Below are 15351 nucleotides of genomic sequence, written 5' to 3'. Positions count from 1 at the left end.
TTCCTTTCGCAGCCTGACTGTCGCCGGGCATTCCGCCCTTGACTGCCCGCTGTTCCTGTCGGAAACCGCCATGGTAATTTTGCGGCGAGGTCAAGATGACGGCAGCCATGGACGAGCTTCTCGGCATTCTCGACCTCGAGCAGCTGGAACACAACCTGTATCGCGGTCGCAGCCCCAAGCTCGACTGGCAGCGCATCTTCGGCGGCCAGACCATCGCCCAGGCGCTTGTCGCCGCGCAGCGAACGGTCGAGGCCGAGCGCCATGTGCACTCGCTGCATGGCTATTTCATGCGACCGGGCGACACCAAGGTGCCGATCATCTACGAGGTCGACCGCATCCGTGACGGCGGCTCCTTCACCACGCGCCGCGTCGTCGCGATCCAGCACGGCCAGGCGATCTTTTCGCTGGAAGCCTCATTCCAGCAGGATGAGGTCGGCCTGGAACATCAGGTGCCGATGCCGCAGGACGTGCCGGCGCCCGACACATTGCTGTCGCAGCGCGAATTGCTGGGCAAGTTCGGCGAAGCCGTGCCCGACGGCATCAAGCGCTATTGGGAGCGCGACCGGCCGATCGAGATGAAGCCGGTGATGCTGAAGCATTACACCAGCCGGGAAAAGCTCGAGCCGAAGCAGAACATCTGGATCCGCACCACCGGCCCGGTGCCGGCCGACCGCGCCACGCAGGCGGCCGTGCTCGCTTACCTCTCCGATATGACGTTGCTCGACACCTCGACTTTTGCCCACGGCCGCGCCATTTTCGATCGCGACATCCAGGCAGCGAGCCTCGACCACGCCATGTGGTTCCATCGCAGCCACCCGCTCGACGACTGGATGCTGTACACGCAGGACAGCCCGTCGACGCAAGGATCGCGTGGCTTTACCCGCGGCTCGCTGTTTGCCCGCGACGGCACGTTGATCGCCTCGGTTGCCCAAGAAGGACTCATCCGGCTGAAGCGGCCGCCTGCCGAGTAGGCATTTTTCGAATTTTGCCTATTTTTTAAGCATTTGCATTGACGCGACTGTGAACAGGCAGCCGACAAACCTTCCCGATTTCGTTGTTTAACAACAGCTTAACACCCTGCTTCGGCAATTGGCACGGAGCTTGAATCCTAGCGGGCACTCTCCGGCTCTCATGGGGATCGGCGAAGTCGTGCAAACGCGGGGACCCGCAACAGCAAAGGGTGAAACCTTATGAAGATCGTGATGGCAATCATAAAGCCGTTCAAGCTCGACGAGGTGCGCGAGGCGCTCACCGCAGTCGGCATCCAAGGCCTGACCGTCACCGAAGTAAAAGGCTACGGACGTCAGAAGGGGCACACGGAAATCTATCGCGGGGCGGAATACGCGGTCAGCTTCCTGCCGAAGATCAAGATCGAAGTCGCGGTCGCCGTCGACATGGTCGACAAGGCCGTCGAAGCCATCACCGCGGCGGCCAAGACCGGTCAGATCGGCGACGGCAAGATCTTCGTCTTCGGCATCGACCAGGCGGTGCGCATTCGCACCGGCGAAACAGACACCGACGCGCTTTGAGCCGCGGACACGTATTCCAATGGAGAGTTCAATGAATATTCCTTCCACCTTGAAGATAACGGGACGCGCGGCCGTTTTGGGTTCGCTCGCTCTCGCTGCACTGGGCACGGTTGCTGCGTTCGCTCAGGAAGCGGCTCCGGCAGCACCGGCAGCGGCGCCGGCATTCACCGTCGACAAGGGCGACACGACGTGGATGATGATCTCCACTATTCTGGTGCTGCTGATGACCATTCCCGGCCTTGCCCTTTTCTACGGTGGCCTGGTTCGCGCCAAGAATATGCTGTCGGTGCTGATGCAGGTCTTCACCATCACCAGCGTGGTCATGATCGTCTGGGTTTTCTACGGCTACAGCCTGGCCTTCACCCCCGGCAACGCCTTCGTCGGTGGCCTTTCCAAGATGTTTCTGGCCGGCGTCGACGTGACGACGGTGTCCGAAACCTTCACCAAGGGCGTGGCCATTCCCGAACTGGTGTTCGTTCTCTTCCAGATGACCTTCGCCTGCATCACGCCTGCCCTGATCGTCGGCGCTTTCGCCGAACGCATCAAGTTCTCCGCCGTGATCCTTTTCACCATCCTCTGGGTCACCTTCGTATACTTCCCGATCGCGCACATGGTGTGGTTCTGGGGCGGCCCGAGCGCTTATAGCGATCCGTCGGGTCTCATCTTCGGCTTCGGCGCCATCGACTTCGCCGGCGGCACCGTCGTTCACATCAATGCAGGCATTGCCGGCCTTGTCGGCGCGCTGATGATCGGCAAGCGTATCGGCTACCAGAAGGACGTCATGGCGCCGCACTCGATGACGCTGACCATGGTCGGCGCCTCGCTGCTGTGGGTCGGCTGGTTCGGCTTCAATGCCGGTTCGAACCTGGAAGCGAACGCCTATGCCGTGCTGGCCATGGTCAATACGTTTGTCGCCACGGCGGCGGCGGCAGTGACCTGGATCGTGCTTGAAACGCTGCTGCGCGGCAAAGCATCCATGCTTGGCGCCGTTTCGGGTGCTGTCACCGGCCTCGTCGCCGTGACACCTGCCGCCGGCTTTGCGGGACCGATGGGCGCCATCGTGCTCGGTCTCGTCGCCACTTGCGTCTGCTACTTCTTCGTCTCGGTGGTGAAGAACAAGTTCGGCTACGACGACAGCCTCGATGTTTTCGGCATCCACTGCATCGGCGGCATCATCGGCGCGCTCGGCACCGGTATCCTGGTCAATCCCGCTCTCGGCGGCGCCGGCATCGTCGATTACTCGACAGCCGACTTCGCCGCCGGCTACGCCGGCACGGCCACCCAGCTGATGTCGCAGTTCAAAGGTGTGCTGGTGACAATCCTCTGGTCGGGTATCGGCAGCGCGATCCTCTACAAGATCGTCGACCTGATCGTCGGCCTGCGTCCGACAGCCGATGCAGAGCGCGAAGGGCTCGATCTCACCTCGCACGGCGAAGTGGCCTATCACCCGTAAGCTCGTCCGGGGCGGCCCTCGGCCGCCTCGCGACGTCCCATCCCGTCGTGATGCTCCCGCAAGGGCTGACGCCTTGAGGCCCGGAAATCTTCCGGGCCTCTTTTTGTGCGCGGATGGCCGTGACGGCTCGATCACGATCGCTTGATCAAGGTGCTCGATCCGTCGGCGGCGTGAAACATCTGCCGCAGCGGCTCCAGCGTGCCCGCCATTTTCGCCGAGTCAGCGTGGTTGCCAATGCCTGTCGCAGGATCACCGCCGCGTTTGAACAGGAAGTCAGGCATGACATCCTGCGCCCGTTCCGCAGACGCAGGCTGCCCATGGTTAATGCGCCCTTAACCTTCCCGCCGCTAGTCTGACAGCCGAATCTGCCGTGTTGCGCGTCCGCGCCCGGCCGGGCAACGACAGACGAGGAAGAGCATGCGTTCAGGGGCTTCAGCACCGCTTGCGCTGGCCGATACGGGGCACGGCATCCGGGCGTTCGCGAGGCGCCAGGTCGGGCGGCTGGTCGGTGCCGGGCTGTTTGCTCTGGTTGGCTTCGGCGTCGCCGCCCTTGCCACCTGGAACGTCGCCGATCCGAGCTTCTCGCACGCCACCGATAATATCGTCACCAATGCAATGGGTTATGCCGGCGCCGTCTTTTCCGACATTGCCATGCAGTTCTTCGGACTCGCCGCCGTTGCGGCGCTGGTGCCGGCGGTGATCTGGGGATTTCTGCTGTTTACCGCGCGCGGCGTCGACCGGCTGCCGAAACGGGCGCTGGCCTGGTTCGGGTTTTCGCTGCTTGGCGCGGCAATTGCCGGCTGCGTGGTGCCGCCCAAGACCTGGCCGCTGCCGACCGGCCTCGGCGGCGTCTTTGGCGACATGGTGCTCAACATTCCCGGCCTGGTCATCGGCGGCTATCCGACCGGCCTCGTCGCCAGCGTGCTTGCCGTGCTCCTTGCAGCACCGGCGCTGGGGCTGTTTCTGTATGGTTCGGCGCTGATTTCACGCAAGAACGGCTTTGCCGTGCTTGATCAGCCCACTGCTGCCGATCCGCAGGACGACCTGCTTTTCGACAATGAAGAGGACGAGGGCGACGAAGGCATATTGGCGCTTGGCGCCATCACCCATTGGTGGCTGTCGCTGCGGGCCTATCTGCGTCGCCGCGCCGCGCGCCGGCGCGAGCGCGACGATTTCGAGCCGGAGATGGAGCCGCGGGCCAGCGCCTGGCGGCGGGCGGCAGAACGGGTCGAATCGGCCGAGTTCGCCGAGGCGCGGATGAGCCCGGGCGGGCGCGCCCGCGTCGAGCCGGAATTCTTCGCCGCCATGGTCAACGACCGCAGTGCCTCGATCGACCCCGACGATGCCGATGTCTTCGATAACGACGACAATGACGACGACATGGATTTCGCGCCCGAGCCGGCCGGCCAACGCCGCGCCGCGCCGACGGCGAAGGTGCAGAACTTCCGTTCCGATGCGGCGACACGCGTCGAGGCGCCGGCGCCGCGGCCGGCACCCGGCGCCCGGGTCCAGCGCGAGGCGCAGACCTCGCTGATCGGCTCGGAAAAATTCGAGATGCCGTCACTGCATTTCCTGTCGGAACCGAAGAACGTGGTGCGCGACGCCAGCCTGTCGAAGGACGCGCTGGAGCAGAACGCCCGCCTGCTCGAGGGCGTGCTGGAGGATTTCGGCGTCAAGGGCGAAATCATCCATGTGCGCCCGGGTCCGGTCGTCACGCTTTACGAGCTGGAACCTGCGCCCGGCATCAAATCGTCGCGGGTGATCGGCCTGTCCGACGACATCGCCCGCTCGATGAGCGCCATCGCCTGCCGTGTCGCCGTGGTGCCTGGCCGCAACGCCATCGGCATCGAATTGCCGAACGCCAGGCGCGAGACCGTCTATTTGCGCGAGATCATGGCCAGCCGCGATTTCGAGACCACCAAGGCCAAGCTGGCGCTGGCGCTGGGCAAGACCATCAATGGCGAGGCGGTCATCGTCGACATCGCCAAGATGCCGCACGTGCTGGTCGCCGGCACCACCGGCTCGGGCAAGTCGGTCGCCATCAACACCATGATCCTGTCGCTGCTCTACCGGCTGACGCCGCAGGACTGCCGGTTGATCATGATCGATCCAAAGATGCTGGAACTCTCGGTCTATGACGGCATCCCGCATCTTCTGACGCCGGTGGTCACCGATCCGAAGAAGGCGGTTGTGGCGCTGAAATGGACCGTGCGAGAGATGGAGGACCGCTACCGCAAGATGTCGAAGGTCGGCGTCCGCAACATCGACGGTTTCAACGCGCGCGTGCAGCAGGCCGAGAAAAAAGGCGAAAGAATCTCGCGCACCGTGCAGACCGGCTTCGACCGCCAGACCGGTGAAGCGATCTACGAAACGGAGAACCTCGACCTCGAGCCGATGCCCTACATCGTCGTCATCATCGACGAGATGGCCGATCTGATGATGGTCGCCGGCAAGGACATCGAAGGCGCAGTGCAGCGCCTGGCGCAGATGGCGCGCGCCGCCGGCATCCATGTCATCATGGCAACGCAGCGGCCGTCGGTCGACGTCATCACCGGCACCATCAAGGCCAACTTCCCGACCCGCATCTCCTTCCAGGTGACATCGAAGATCGACAGCCGCACCATCCTGGGCGAGCAGGGCGCCGAACAGCTGCTCGGAATGGGCGATATGCTCTACATGGCCGGCGGCGGCCGCATCCAGCGCGTGCACGGTCCCTTCGTTTCCGACGACGAGGTGGAGAGGATCGTCGCGCATCTGAAATTGCAAGGCGTGCCGGAATATCTCGACGCCATCACCGAGGACGACGACAAGGATGATGATGAGCCGTCGGGCAAAGGCAATGGCGGCAGTGGCGACGGCGGTAATTTCGAGGATTCCGACGATCCCTACGACCAGGCGGTCGCGGTGGTGCTGCGCGACGGTAAGGCCTCGACCAGCTACATCCAGCGCCGGCTCGGCATCGGCTACAACCGCGCCGCCTCGATCATCGAGAAGATGGAGAAGGAAGGCATTGTCGGCCCGGCCAACCATGCCGGAAAACGCGAAATCCTGGTGCCGACGGAGGACGACAAGTTCTAGAGCGCATCCGCGCCGGCAACTTTGAACCTCTCGGCGCGTTGCAACGGATGAGCGCTGCGCGCCCGCCAAACTTAAGCCCAACTGGGGGGGCAGACCAATATAACGAGCAAGCAATCAGATGATGGTGACCGGCATGAAAAACGCATCTTTCGCCCCAAGCAGGGATTTCGCCCCAACCCGCCGACAGGTGCTCGGCCTCGGTCTGGTCCTGGCCGGTGCCGCGGCCGTCAACGTCGTGCCCGGCTTCCAGCTGCTGGCGTCGGCGCAAGCAGCGGTTCCGGCGACGGCGCAGAAGATCGCCGATCATTTCTCCTCGGTCAAATCGATGAGCGGCGAGTTCGTGCAGTTCGGGCCCAAGGGCGAGCAGACCGGCGGCAAGTTCTTTCTGGAACGGCCGGGCAAGATCCGCTTCAACTATGACGGCGCCTCGAATTTCAGGGTGATTTCCGACGGCAAGTCGGTGGTCATCCTCAACAAGAAGCTGCGGACCTCCGACCTCTACCCGCTGTCGAAGACACCGCTGAAGCTGCTGCTCGACGACAAGATCGATCTGTCGGGCGGACGCGTCAGAAGCGTCAAGGAAGAAAACGATCTCACCACCATCCAGCTTGCCGACAAATCGGTGTTCGGCAATTCGAAGATCACCATGATGTTCGATCCGAAATCCTATGAATTGCGGCAGTGGACCATCACCGATGCGCAAGGCAAGGACACGACGGTGATGATCTTCAACACCAAGGAGGGCGTCAGTTTCGCGCCCGACACCTTTGCCATCGACTATACGGCCAACCGGGAACTGAACACCAAGTCGCGCTAAGGTGTGTCGATATTCAGGTGATGCCGGCCTGCAACGGCGGTTTCCTGCGCTTCCGGCCTTCGCCGGCCAAAGCACTCATGAGCGGTCGTGGCAGTTAAGGCTACGGCCGGCGTAGGCCGGTGCTCACGTACCCAAAAGTACGCTCCGCTCCGGTTCTCGGAATCCACCATTCTGGTCGCTTCGCGCCCGTCTTCGACTCCGACTCGGCCTGACCTGAATCTCAGCACACCTTGGGCTTGGTTCCTGTATTGATATTTCTGGAAAGTCATGGGCCGCGCCCCCAAGGCGCGGCCGGCTTGTTTTTGCGGTGCGCGGCTGGCAGTAGTTTCCGCGATTGACTTCCGTCGGGCCATCCGGCGGATCTTGCGTTGTCCGGAACCCCACATGCCGTTTTCCGTCGCTACCTGGAACATCAACTCCGTCCGGCTGCGCATGCCGATCGTCGAGCGTCTGCTGGTCGAGCAGGCGCCGGACGTGCTCTGCCTGCAGGAAACCAAGGTTCCTGACGAATTGTTTCCGGAGAAGGCGTTCCGCAAGCTTGGCTACGAGCACATCGCCTTCCATGGCCAGAAGGGCTACCACGGCGTTGCGACGGTGGCACGGCGGCCGATCGAGGTGGTCGAAAAACGCCGCTTCTGCGAGATCGACGACAGCCGGCATCTGTCGGTTACCGTCAAGGCTGGCGGCAAGGCGATCCTGCTGCACAATTTCTATGTGCCGGCCGGCGGCGACGAGCCCGACCCGGCCGTCAACCGCAAGTTCAAGCACAAGCTCGATTTCGTTGCCGAGATGAACGCCGTACGCGCCGAGCATGACGAGCACTCCGGCTCGATCCTGGTCGGCGATCTCAATATCGCGCCGTTCGAGCACGATGTCTGGTCGCACAAGCAACTCCTCAACGTCGTCAGCCATACGCCGGTCGAGACGGAAAATTTCGAGGCGATGCGGCTCGCCGGCGACTGGGTCGACCTGATGCGGCTCAATGTGCCTTACGAGGAGAAGCTCTACACCTGGTGGAGCTATCGTGCTCAGGATTGGCAGGCCTCAAATCGCGGCCGCCGCCTCGACCATATCTGGTCGTCGCCAAACCTGGTGCCGCAGTTTGCCGGCTATGAAATCCTGCGGCCGGCGCGCGGTTGGGAACGGCCCTCGGACCATGTGCCGGTGATAGCGCGCTTCGATCTGGACTAGGATGTGCTGAGATTCAGGTGATGCCGGCCTGCAAATGGCGGCTTCCTGCGCTTCCGGTGCTCACGTACAAAAAGTACGCTCCGCTCCGGTTCTCGGAACCCGTGATTTTCGGCCCGGCGTGACCTGGATCTCAACACATCCTGGCCCTCTTCCCCCTCACCGAAACCTGAAGGCATCCGCGATATAGTCGGGGCGGGCGTTCAGCGTGGCGAAAACGTCCTCCAGGTCAGGCGCCCCCGCCAATATGCCCGACAGGACCAGCGTCGTCGCGACGCCGACGCCGTTGCCGCCGGCGATGTCGTGCTCCACGCTGTCGCCGACGCAGACCGCGTTGCCGCGCTCCGGGTTGCCCGCCAGCGCCAGCGCTGCCTCGAATATCTGCGGATAGGGCTTGCCGATGCGGGTGACGCTGCCGCCGAGGTTCTCATAGAGATCGGCCAGCCGGCCAGCGCCGAAGCAAGGCCCGACGGCAGTCAGCATGATCTTGTCGGGGTTGGTGCAGAAGCACGGCACCTGGCGCTTCGCCGCCGGACCGAGAAGCCGGCGATAATGGTCGAGGTCGTAGCGATCGCCCTCGCTGGCGGAAATCAGTACCAGTTCTGCATCGTCGCCGTCCTTGGCCAGGACGAAGGGCAGGCCGTCGACAGCCGAACGGTCATTATCGCGGCTGATCAGCAGGCATTTTGTCTGCGGGCGCAGGGTCCCCGATGCCGCCATTTCGTGGAAGGAGCGCCACGCCACCTCGCCGGAGGAGACAAAATGGTCCCAGCTTCCCGGTGCGAAGCCGAGCTTCAGCAGGCGGCGCTCATTGGGTTGCGCCCGCTTGCCGGAATTCGAGATCAGCACGATGGTCTTGCCGGCGCGCTTGAGTGCCGACAAGGCTTCGATAGCGCCTGGATAGGCGCTGGTGCCGTCGTGCAGCACACCAAATTGGTCGAGCAGGAACACCTGATAGCGCTCGGCCAGCGCGGCGATGCCGTCGAGGTGCTGAATTATCTTGGCCGTCATAAAAGCCCCGCTGCGCCTGCGCCCATCAGCGCCAGCCGCGCCGTGCCGGCGGCGGCCTCCTCCGAAAGAGCCGGCACGAGAGCGACGCCAAGCTTGCGCTGCCGGATCGCCGTCCAGGCCGGATTGGCCGCACCGCCGCCGACGCTCCTGACCGATGTAAGCCGGGGGGCGCCGAGTTCGGCAAGCCGGCGATAGCCGAGCGCTTCGATCGCCGCAATACCCTCGAACATCGCTTTCAGATAATCGGCGTCGTCGGCGGGCCGCGGCTCGAGGCGGGGCGGCAGCGCCGGATCGGCTATGGGGAAGCGTTCGCCCGGCGCCGGCAGCGGGTAATAATCGAGGCCGGTCTCTGTCGCCGGGTCGATCTTTTTGCTGAGCTCGACAATGCGGGCGACGGGGAAATGCTGGGCCAGCACCTTGCCGCCGGAGTTCGAGGCACCGCCCGCCAGGTAGGTGTCTCCCAGCCTATGGCTGTAGATGCCGAATTGCGGCGCCGAGATCGGCCGGTCGGAGAGGATCTTGATGGTCAGCGATGAGCCGAGCGCGGTGACGCCGGCGCCCGCGGCAGTCGCACCGGTCGCCAGGAACGACGCGCATCCATCGGTGGTGCCGGCGACGACAACCACGTCGCGCGGCAGGCCGAACATTTTCGCAGCGCTGGCGGTGAGCGTGCCCGTGACATCGCCCGGCCGCACGATTCGGGGCAGGAATTCCATGCGCATGCCCGTCGCCGCGATCCAGTCCGGCCAGCGCCGGGCCTCGACGTCGTAGCCGGTTTTCAGCGCGTTGTTCTCGTCACTGACATCGAAGCGGCCGGAAAACTGTCCGGCGATCCAGTCGGCCTGGTGCAGCACAGTGGCGACGCCGGGCAGGTGCTGGAAAGACAGCGCCTTGGCGAGACCGGACGTCGCCCCAAGTGCAGCGCTCGTTGCCGGTGCCGCGCCGGCTATTGCAGTCAGAATAATGTCGTCGGCGACCTTGTCGTTGTACATCAGCGGTTCGGCCAGCGGCCGCCCGGAGCCGTCGACCGGCAGCAGCGTGCCCGACGTACCGTCGACGGCGATCGAGAGCACTGCCGCGCGATCGATACATTTGAGCACTTCCGCCAACGTCGCGCCGACCGCCTCCCACCATACGGCGGGGTCGCGGCCGTTCAGCCCAAATCGCTCAAGGGCAATTGCGGAATGCGCGGCGATGGAAAAGTCCGGGCGCATTGCGACGGCGCGCGCGCCGGATGTGCCGATGTCGATGCCGATGGCAAGCGGGCCAGTTGATAGCGGACTTGACGAACGCGGCATGTCAGCTGCCTCCGGCATTGAGTTTCTGGCGATATTTTTCGGCGTCCCAGTTGATCAGTTCGTCATTCTCCGCCGCTGTCAGATAATTCAGCTTCGCAGCGACATCGACCCGCGCCGTCACGTCGGCGAGGCAGCGCTGCATGGCGTCGGCGCCGGCGCCGGCGTCGCCGCGCATCAGCACGCCAAGGCCGGGAAACAGGATCGCCACGGGTGCGGCGCCGCAGCGCTCGATCACGCGCTTCACATCCTCGTCCGGTCTCGCCACGACCGAACCCTCGCCGAGAAAGATGACGTGGTCGGGGTAGAGGCTGCCCCCTGCCGCCATGCGGCAGCATTCGGGGTCGATCGCCACCGCATGCGCCTCGACGTCGGCCGGCAGTCTGTAGCCGCTGCCGCCGGCGAGCGCCGTCAGCGCCACGATGTCCGGTTCTGCCACCTGGCGCGGCGGCCGCGCCAAGAGCCGGGTTACGCGCCGTAGCAGCATGTCGGCCGCGGCGACGGTCTCGGCTGCAACGACCAGGCCGTGATTGCCGAGGATCAGGATGTCTACGCCTGGCCGCAGGCGCTCGGCGATGCCCTGGGCGAGCGGCAGCCCCGGCCGGCGATAAGGAACATACGCCCATTGGTGGCCATCGAGCCGCCTGGCGATCTCGGCCTCGCAATCGGCCTGCACTGCCAGCGAAATGGTCTCGACGCAGTGGACATGCAGAACGATGCGCTGCGGCATCAGCGCATGCACCGTGGTCTCGATCGACGGACGCAAGCCGCGTGGATTGAGGGCGCCGATGGCGAAGGCCTGCGGCTGTTCGGCGGCCGGGTCGCGCCGTTCGATGGCTTCAAGCAATGGCGGGATGCTGACCGGCACCATGATGTCTGCGGTAAGCGCGTCCTTCAGCCAGGTACCGGAGGCCTTGATCCAGAGCGTGTCGCCGGCTTTCAGCGAGGTATTGCCGCCGGCGGCCTGGGTCAGATGCGGGTCGCTGCCGATGACGGCCGAAAGCGACCGCAGCGCTGCCAATTCCTGCGCATCCGCACTGATCGTCATCGAAATTCCTCCACAAACCGGCCGCGTGGCCACGGCTTTGGACGGCCCGTTGCCGGGACTAAGACCGACGCTGGTATCGCAGATGCGAGTAAGTTACGTCAACAGTGATGTTATCGCGTCAAATCACGCTTGCAATCCGAGGCCCGTTGAGTAAGTTGCACCAATTGCCGTGCAAAATGGCAATGCCGTGCAAAATGGCTTGGGAGGCAAGCGCATTGGGAGGTAAGGGTTGAGCGACTCCGGCCGCCAGCGCCAGATTGTCGAGCTTTTGCGAGACCGGCCTTTCGCATCGGTGCGCGAGCTGCAGGAGCGGCTTGGCGTGTCGGCGGCGACGGTGCGGCGCGACATCGACAAGATCGACGAGGCCGGCGAAGCGCGCAAGGTCTATGGCGGCATCTCGGCGCTCGATGGCGCTTCGCAAGTCGGCGTCGCCTATGCCAGGCCCTATGACGAGAACCGCGACCTCGCCGTCGAGGCCAAGCGGCAGATCGCCGCTCTCGCCGCCACCATGGTGCGCGACGGCGACGCGGTCATCGTGCATGGCGGTTCGACCTGCTTCCATCTCGGCGTCAAGCTCGCCGACCGCAACATCCGGCTCTACACCAACTCGATGCCGCTCGCGGCCTATCTCAGCGATCACGGCCATTGCAGCCTGACCGTCGCCGGCGGCGAACTGCACCGCGAGCCGGGTATCATCCATTCGCTGACCCAGACGGTGCCGTTCTACGCCTCGAAGTTCTTTCTCGGCGCGCAAGGCATCGGCCAGGAAGGCCTTCTGGAATCGCACCCGCTGCTGGTTCGCTCGATCGTCGAGCTCAGCCTCTGCGCCGACCAGATCGTCGTGCTGGCCGACAGCCGCAAACTGTCGATCCACGCCCGCAACGTGGCGCTGCCGCTGTCGCGGATCGGTACGCTGGTCACCGATGAGGGCCTGTCCGACACCGACGCGCGCATGCTCGAAGATGCCGGCGTCATGGTGCGCATCGCCGCTTCCTCGGGAGGCGCCCAGTGAAAGTAGCCGTCCTCGATTTCGGCAAGACCAATTCGAAGCTGTTCGTCTTCGGCCAGGACGGACGCATCCTCGACGAGCGCCGCACCCAGCCGAGCTGGATCCGCAAAAACGGCTTCAGCGTGCTCGACGAGGCAACGCTGCACGACTGGGCGGCCCGCGCCATCGATGACGCCGTCGACACGCATGGCGTGGAAGGGCTGATGGTATCCGGCCATGGCTGCACCTTCGCGTTGGTCAACGACGCCGCGCTGACGCATCCGATCCTCGATTACGAGCAGGAACCGCCGGCCGAGATCGCCGCGCAAATCGATCGCCGCATTCCGGATTTTGCCGAGACCTTTTCGCCGCGCCTGCCGCTTGGCTTCAACTACGGCCGCCACATGTTGTGGCTGAAGGAGGTGGACCCCGGTGCCTTCGCCGCAGCGAAATCGATCCTCGGCTACCCCCAATACTGGAGCTGGCGCCTTGGTGGCCGGCCGGTATCGGAAGTGTCCTATCTCGGCTGCCACTCGCATTTATGGGCGCCGCGCAAACGCGATTTCAGCTCGCTGGTCGATGCCGAGGGCTGGCGCGGCCAGATGCCCGCCTTCGAGCGTGCCGGCGCGGTGATCGGCGAGCAGCGCTTCGGCCGAGCCGCGAAGCCGGTCGCCATCCATAATGGCGTCCACGACAGCAATGCCGCGCTCCATGCCTACCGCCGGCAGCAGCTCGGGCCGGTGACCGTGGTCTCGACCGGCACCTGGGTCGTCGTTCTCAACCCGGACTGTCCTCTCGACGCACTCGACGGCGAGCGCGACATGCTGGTCAACGTCGATGTCGATGGCGGCCCGGTGCCAACCATCCGCTTCATGGGCGGCCGCGAATTCGCGACGATCAGCGCCGGCTGGCAGGGCGCCATCGCGCCGTCATCGATACAGCGGGTGATCGACGCCGGCATTATGGCGCTGCCGAGCTTCGCGCCCGGCGGCCCGATGGCACACCGGCGCGGCGAACTGGTCGGGCGCACGCCCAACGCCGACGAACGCGCGGCCATGGCGCTGCTCTATGTCGCGCTGATGGTCGATTTGTGCCTCGAGCTGATCCATTCCGATAATACCGTCATCGTCGACGGCGGCCTGAACAATGGCGGGCTGCTTGCCGCGCTGCTGGCGCAAGTGCGTCCCGGGCAGGCCTTCCTGCAGGGCGCAACGCTGGAGGGCAGCGCCACCGGTGCCGCAGCACTTGCCTTCGAAAGCGTCGGACGCGAGTTTGCCACCGAGGCGCCGGAGGCGGTGCATGCGGCAAGCTTCAGCGGCCTTGCCGGCTACCGCAACGACTGGCGCGGCCTTGCCGCCGATCGGGGTGCCCCCAGAGCAGCTGCGGGAGGTGCGCGATGAGCGCCATCGCCCGGATCGAGACGGTGCGCCAGCCGGTGCTGGAGATGCGCCACATCTCGAAGACATTCGGCCCGATCCGCGCCCTGCACGATGTGTCGCTGACCGTCCATGCCGGCGAGCTGCACGCGCTGATGGGCGAGAACGGTGCCGGCAAGTCGACGCTGATGAAAGTGCTGTCCGGCGCCTACCGGCCGGATCCCGGCGGCGAGATCCTGATCGACGGCATGCCGGCCGCCACCGGCGACCCGATCAAGGCACGCGCCGCCGGCATTGCGGTCATCTACCAGGAGCTGTCGCTGGCGCCCAATCTGTCGGTGGCGCAGAACATTTTCCTCGGCAACGAGCCGCGACGGTTCGGCATCGTCGATCGCGAGCAGTGTAACCGGCGCGCCAGCGACATCATCGCGCGGCTCGGCGTGACTTTTTCGGCGCGCACCCCGGTCACCAGCCTGTCGCTCGGCGAACGCCAGTTGGTCGAAATCGCCCGCGCGCTGTCGACCAATGCGCGCATCATCGTCATGGACGAGCCGACCACGTCGCTGACCTCGCGTGAGACCGACCGGCTGTTCGAGGTGATCGCGACGCTGAAGTCGCAAGGTATTGCCATCATCTACATCAGCCACCGCATGGAAGAGGTCTACCAGCTCGCCGACCGCGTCAGCGTGCTACGCGACAGCGGCTATGTCGGCACGCTCGACCGCGCCGATCTGAACGCCTCACGCCTGGTATCGATGATGGTCGGGCGCGATCTGTCGACGTTCTACAAGAAGGATCACCGCCCGCCGGACAGCAAGCGCGCCGTCGCGCTGTCGGTGCGCGGCATGTCGGACGGCAATCTCATAAAGAATTGCTCCTTCGACCTCCACAAAGGCGAGGTGCTGGCACTGGCAGGCCTGGTCGGCTCGGGCCGCACCGAACTGGCACGGCTGATCTTCGGCGCCGACAGGCACATATCGGGCACGCTGGAGCTCGGCGGCAAACCGATATCCATCGGTTCGCCAAGCGAGGCGCTGGATGCCGGCATCGCCTACCTGACCGAGGACCGCAAGCAACTTGGCCTGTTCCTCGACATGTCGATCTCCGACAACATCAGCATGGGCGTGCTGGCAAGGGACGCGAAGGCCGGCGGTCTGCGCGACTTCACGGCCGCCGAAAGGCGCGCCGCCAAGGCGGTGTCAGACCTCTCCATCCGCACCAGCTCGGTGCAGGCCAATGCCGGCTCGCTGTCGGGCGGCAACCAGCAGAAGGTGCTGCTCGCCCGCCTGCTGGAAACAGAGCCACAGGTCGTCATCCTCGATGAGCCGACCCGCGGCGTCGACGTCGGGGCGAAGTCGGAAATCTACCGGCTGATCGACAATCTGGCCAAGAAAGGCATCGCCATCCTGATGATCTCCAGCGAACTGCCGGAGGTGATCGGCATCGCCGACCGCGTGCTGGTGATGCGCGACGGCACCATTGCCGGCGAGGTAACGGCGTCGGAGGGCGAGCCACTGCGGCAGGAAGCGATCATGGAACTTGCAACGGGAGCGGCTCAGCGATGACCG

General features: G+C 64.7%; 13 protein-coding genes. 9 read left to right on the top strand and 4 right to left on the bottom strand.

All coding sequences use genetic code 11. From position 1 onward, the window contains the following. Positions 1 to 95: 95 nt before the first annotated feature. From tesB to NKH63_RS08030, 3 genes are all read left to right on the top strand, one after another. A complete protein-coding gene (tesB, locus tag NKH63_RS08040) occupies positions 96 to 971 on the top strand; it encodes an acyl-CoA thioesterase II (protein ID WP_023722686.1) in 876 nt (291 codons plus the stop codon). A gap of 219 nt (positions 972 to 1190) precedes the next feature. Continuing rightward, entirely contained in the window at positions 1191 to 1529 is a 339-nt protein-coding gene (locus NKH63_RS08035; protein ID WP_023679755.1) for a P-II family nitrogen regulator, read from the top strand. Between the two features lie 31 nt (positions 1530 to 1560). Beyond that, a complete protein-coding gene (locus NKH63_RS08030; protein WP_352481028.1) occupies positions 1561 to 2982 on the top strand; it encodes an ammonium transporter in 1422 nt (473 codons plus the stop codon). A 131-nt stretch (positions 2983 to 3113) separates the two neighbouring features. Here the strand turns inward: NKH63_RS08030 and NKH63_RS08025 are convergent, their stop codons facing one another. Continuing rightward, the gene (locus NKH63_RS08025) at positions 3114 to 3263 is read right to left on the bottom strand and encodes a hypothetical protein (RefSeq protein WP_023722684.1); all 150 of its coding nucleotides are present in this window, start codon (positions 3261 to 3263) and stop codon (positions 3114 to 3116) included. Positions 3264 to 3399: 136 nt separating this feature from the next. On the opposite strand from NKH63_RS08025, the gene NKH63_RS08020 reads away from it, so the two are divergent. From NKH63_RS08020 to NKH63_RS08010, 3 genes are all read left to right on the top strand, one after another. Next, entirely contained in the window at positions 3400 to 6060 is a 2661-nt protein-coding gene (locus tag NKH63_RS08020) for an FtsK/SpoIIIE family DNA translocase (RefSeq protein ID WP_352588073.1), read from the top strand. A gap of 133 nt (positions 6061 to 6193) precedes the next feature. Further along, positions 6194 to 6877 carry an outer membrane lipoprotein carrier protein LolA gene (locus NKH63_RS08015; RefSeq protein ID WP_352481025.1) on the top strand — a complete coding sequence of 228 codons (684 nt, stop codon included), beginning with the start codon at positions 6194 to 6196 and terminating at the stop codon, positions 6875 to 6877. 384 nt (positions 6878 to 7261) lie between these two features. Then, on the top strand, positions 7262 to 8068 hold the full coding sequence (locus NKH63_RS08010) for an exodeoxyribonuclease III (RefSeq protein WP_352856378.1): 807 nt from the start codon (positions 7262 to 7264) through the stop codon (positions 8066 to 8068). A 156-nt stretch (positions 8069 to 8224) separates the two neighbouring features. Here the strand turns inward: NKH63_RS08010 and NKH63_RS08005 are convergent, their stop codons facing one another. The 3 genes from NKH63_RS08005 to NKH63_RS07995 are packed head-to-tail and all read right to left on the bottom strand — an operon-like array spanning position 8225 to position 11419. Next, positions 8225 to 9076 carry a TIGR01459 family HAD-type hydrolase gene (locus tag NKH63_RS08005; protein ID WP_352481023.1) on the bottom strand — a complete coding sequence of 284 codons (852 nt, stop codon included), beginning with the start codon at positions 9074 to 9076 and terminating at the stop codon, positions 8225 to 8227. Continuing rightward, on the bottom strand, positions 9073 to 10374 hold the full coding sequence (locus NKH63_RS08000) for an FGGY-family carbohydrate kinase (RefSeq protein ID WP_352910320.1): 1302 nt from the start codon (positions 10372 to 10374) through the stop codon (positions 9073 to 9075). The genes NKH63_RS08005 and NKH63_RS08000 overlap by 4 nt, the downstream gene beginning before the upstream one ends. 1 nt (position 10375) lies before the next feature. After that, a complete protein-coding gene (locus NKH63_RS07995; protein WP_023721393.1) occupies positions 10376 to 11419 on the bottom strand; it encodes a class II aldolase/adducin family protein in 1044 nt (347 codons plus the stop codon). A gap of 229 nt (positions 11420 to 11648) precedes the next feature. Here NKH63_RS07995 and NKH63_RS07990 point away from each other — a divergent pair, with 229 nt between their 5' ends. The 3 genes from NKH63_RS07990 to NKH63_RS07980 are packed head-to-tail and all read left to right on the top strand — an operon-like array spanning position 11649 to position 15348. Continuing rightward, a complete protein-coding gene (locus NKH63_RS07990; protein ID WP_023721392.1) occupies positions 11649 to 12431 on the top strand; it encodes a DeoR/GlpR family DNA-binding transcription regulator in 783 nt (260 codons plus the stop codon). Then, positions 12428 to 13807: an FGGY-family carbohydrate kinase gene (locus tag NKH63_RS07985; RefSeq protein ID WP_352588085.1), complete on the top strand. Its 1380-nt coding sequence runs from the start codon at positions 12428 to 12430 to the stop codon at positions 13805 to 13807. The genes NKH63_RS07990 and NKH63_RS07985 overlap by 4 nt, the downstream gene beginning before the upstream one ends. Further along, positions 13804 to 15348 carry a sugar ABC transporter ATP-binding protein gene (locus NKH63_RS07980; protein ID WP_352494077.1) on the top strand — a complete coding sequence of 515 codons (1545 nt, stop codon included), beginning with the start codon at positions 13804 to 13806 and terminating at the stop codon, positions 15346 to 15348. Before NKH63_RS07985 ends, NKH63_RS07980 begins: the two co-directional genes overlap by 4 nt. Positions 15349 to 15351 lie beyond the last annotated feature (3 nt).

It is taken from the genome of Mesorhizobium sp. M0960, assembly GCF_040319055.1.
Lineage (GTDB): Bacteria > Pseudomonadota > Alphaproteobacteria > Rhizobiales > Rhizobiaceae > Mesorhizobium.
This window is presented reverse-complemented; position numbering and strand designations above follow the sequence as displayed.

Excerpts from the sequence above, each read along its gene's own strand:
- NKH63_RS08025 (WP_023722684.1), bottom strand. The coding sequence starts at position 3,263 with ATGCCTGACTTCCTGTTCAAACGCGGCGGTGATCCTGCGACAGGCATT.
- NKH63_RS08015 (WP_352481025.1), top strand. The coding sequence starts at position 6,194 with ATGAAAAACGCATCTTTCGCCCCAAGCAGGGATTTCGCCCCAACCCGC.
- NKH63_RS08010 (WP_352856378.1), top strand. The coding sequence starts at position 7,262 with ATGCCGTTTTCCGTCGCTACCTGGAACATCAACTCCGTCCGGCTGCGC.
- NKH63_RS08020 (WP_352588073.1), top strand. The coding sequence starts at position 3,400 with ATGCGTTCAGGGGCTTCAGCACCGCTTGCGCTGGCCGATACGGGGCAC.
- NKH63_RS07995 (WP_023721393.1), bottom strand. The coding sequence starts at position 11,419 with ATGACGATCAGTGCGGATGCGCAGGAATTGGCAGCGCTGCGGTCGCTT.
- NKH63_RS08030 (WP_352481028.1), top strand. The coding sequence starts at position 1,561 with ATGAATATTCCTTCCACCTTGAAGATAACGGGACGCGCGGCCGTTTTG.
- NKH63_RS08035 (WP_023679755.1), top strand. The coding sequence starts at position 1,191 with ATGAAGATCGTGATGGCAATCATAAAGCCGTTCAAGCTCGACGAGGTG.
- NKH63_RS07980 (WP_352494077.1), top strand. The coding sequence starts at position 13,804 with ATGAGCGCCATCGCCCGGATCGAGACGGTGCGCCAGCCGGTGCTGGAG.
- NKH63_RS08005 (WP_352481023.1), bottom strand. The coding sequence starts at position 9,076 with ATGACGGCCAAGATAATTCAGCACCTCGACGGCATCGCCGCGCTGGCC.
- NKH63_RS08000 (WP_352910320.1), bottom strand. The coding sequence starts at position 10,374 with ATGCCGCGTTCGTCAAGTCCGCTATCAACTGGCCCGCTTGCCATCGGC.
- tesB (WP_023722686.1), top strand. The coding sequence starts at position 96 with ATGACGGCAGCCATGGACGAGCTTCTCGGCATTCTCGACCTCGAGCAG.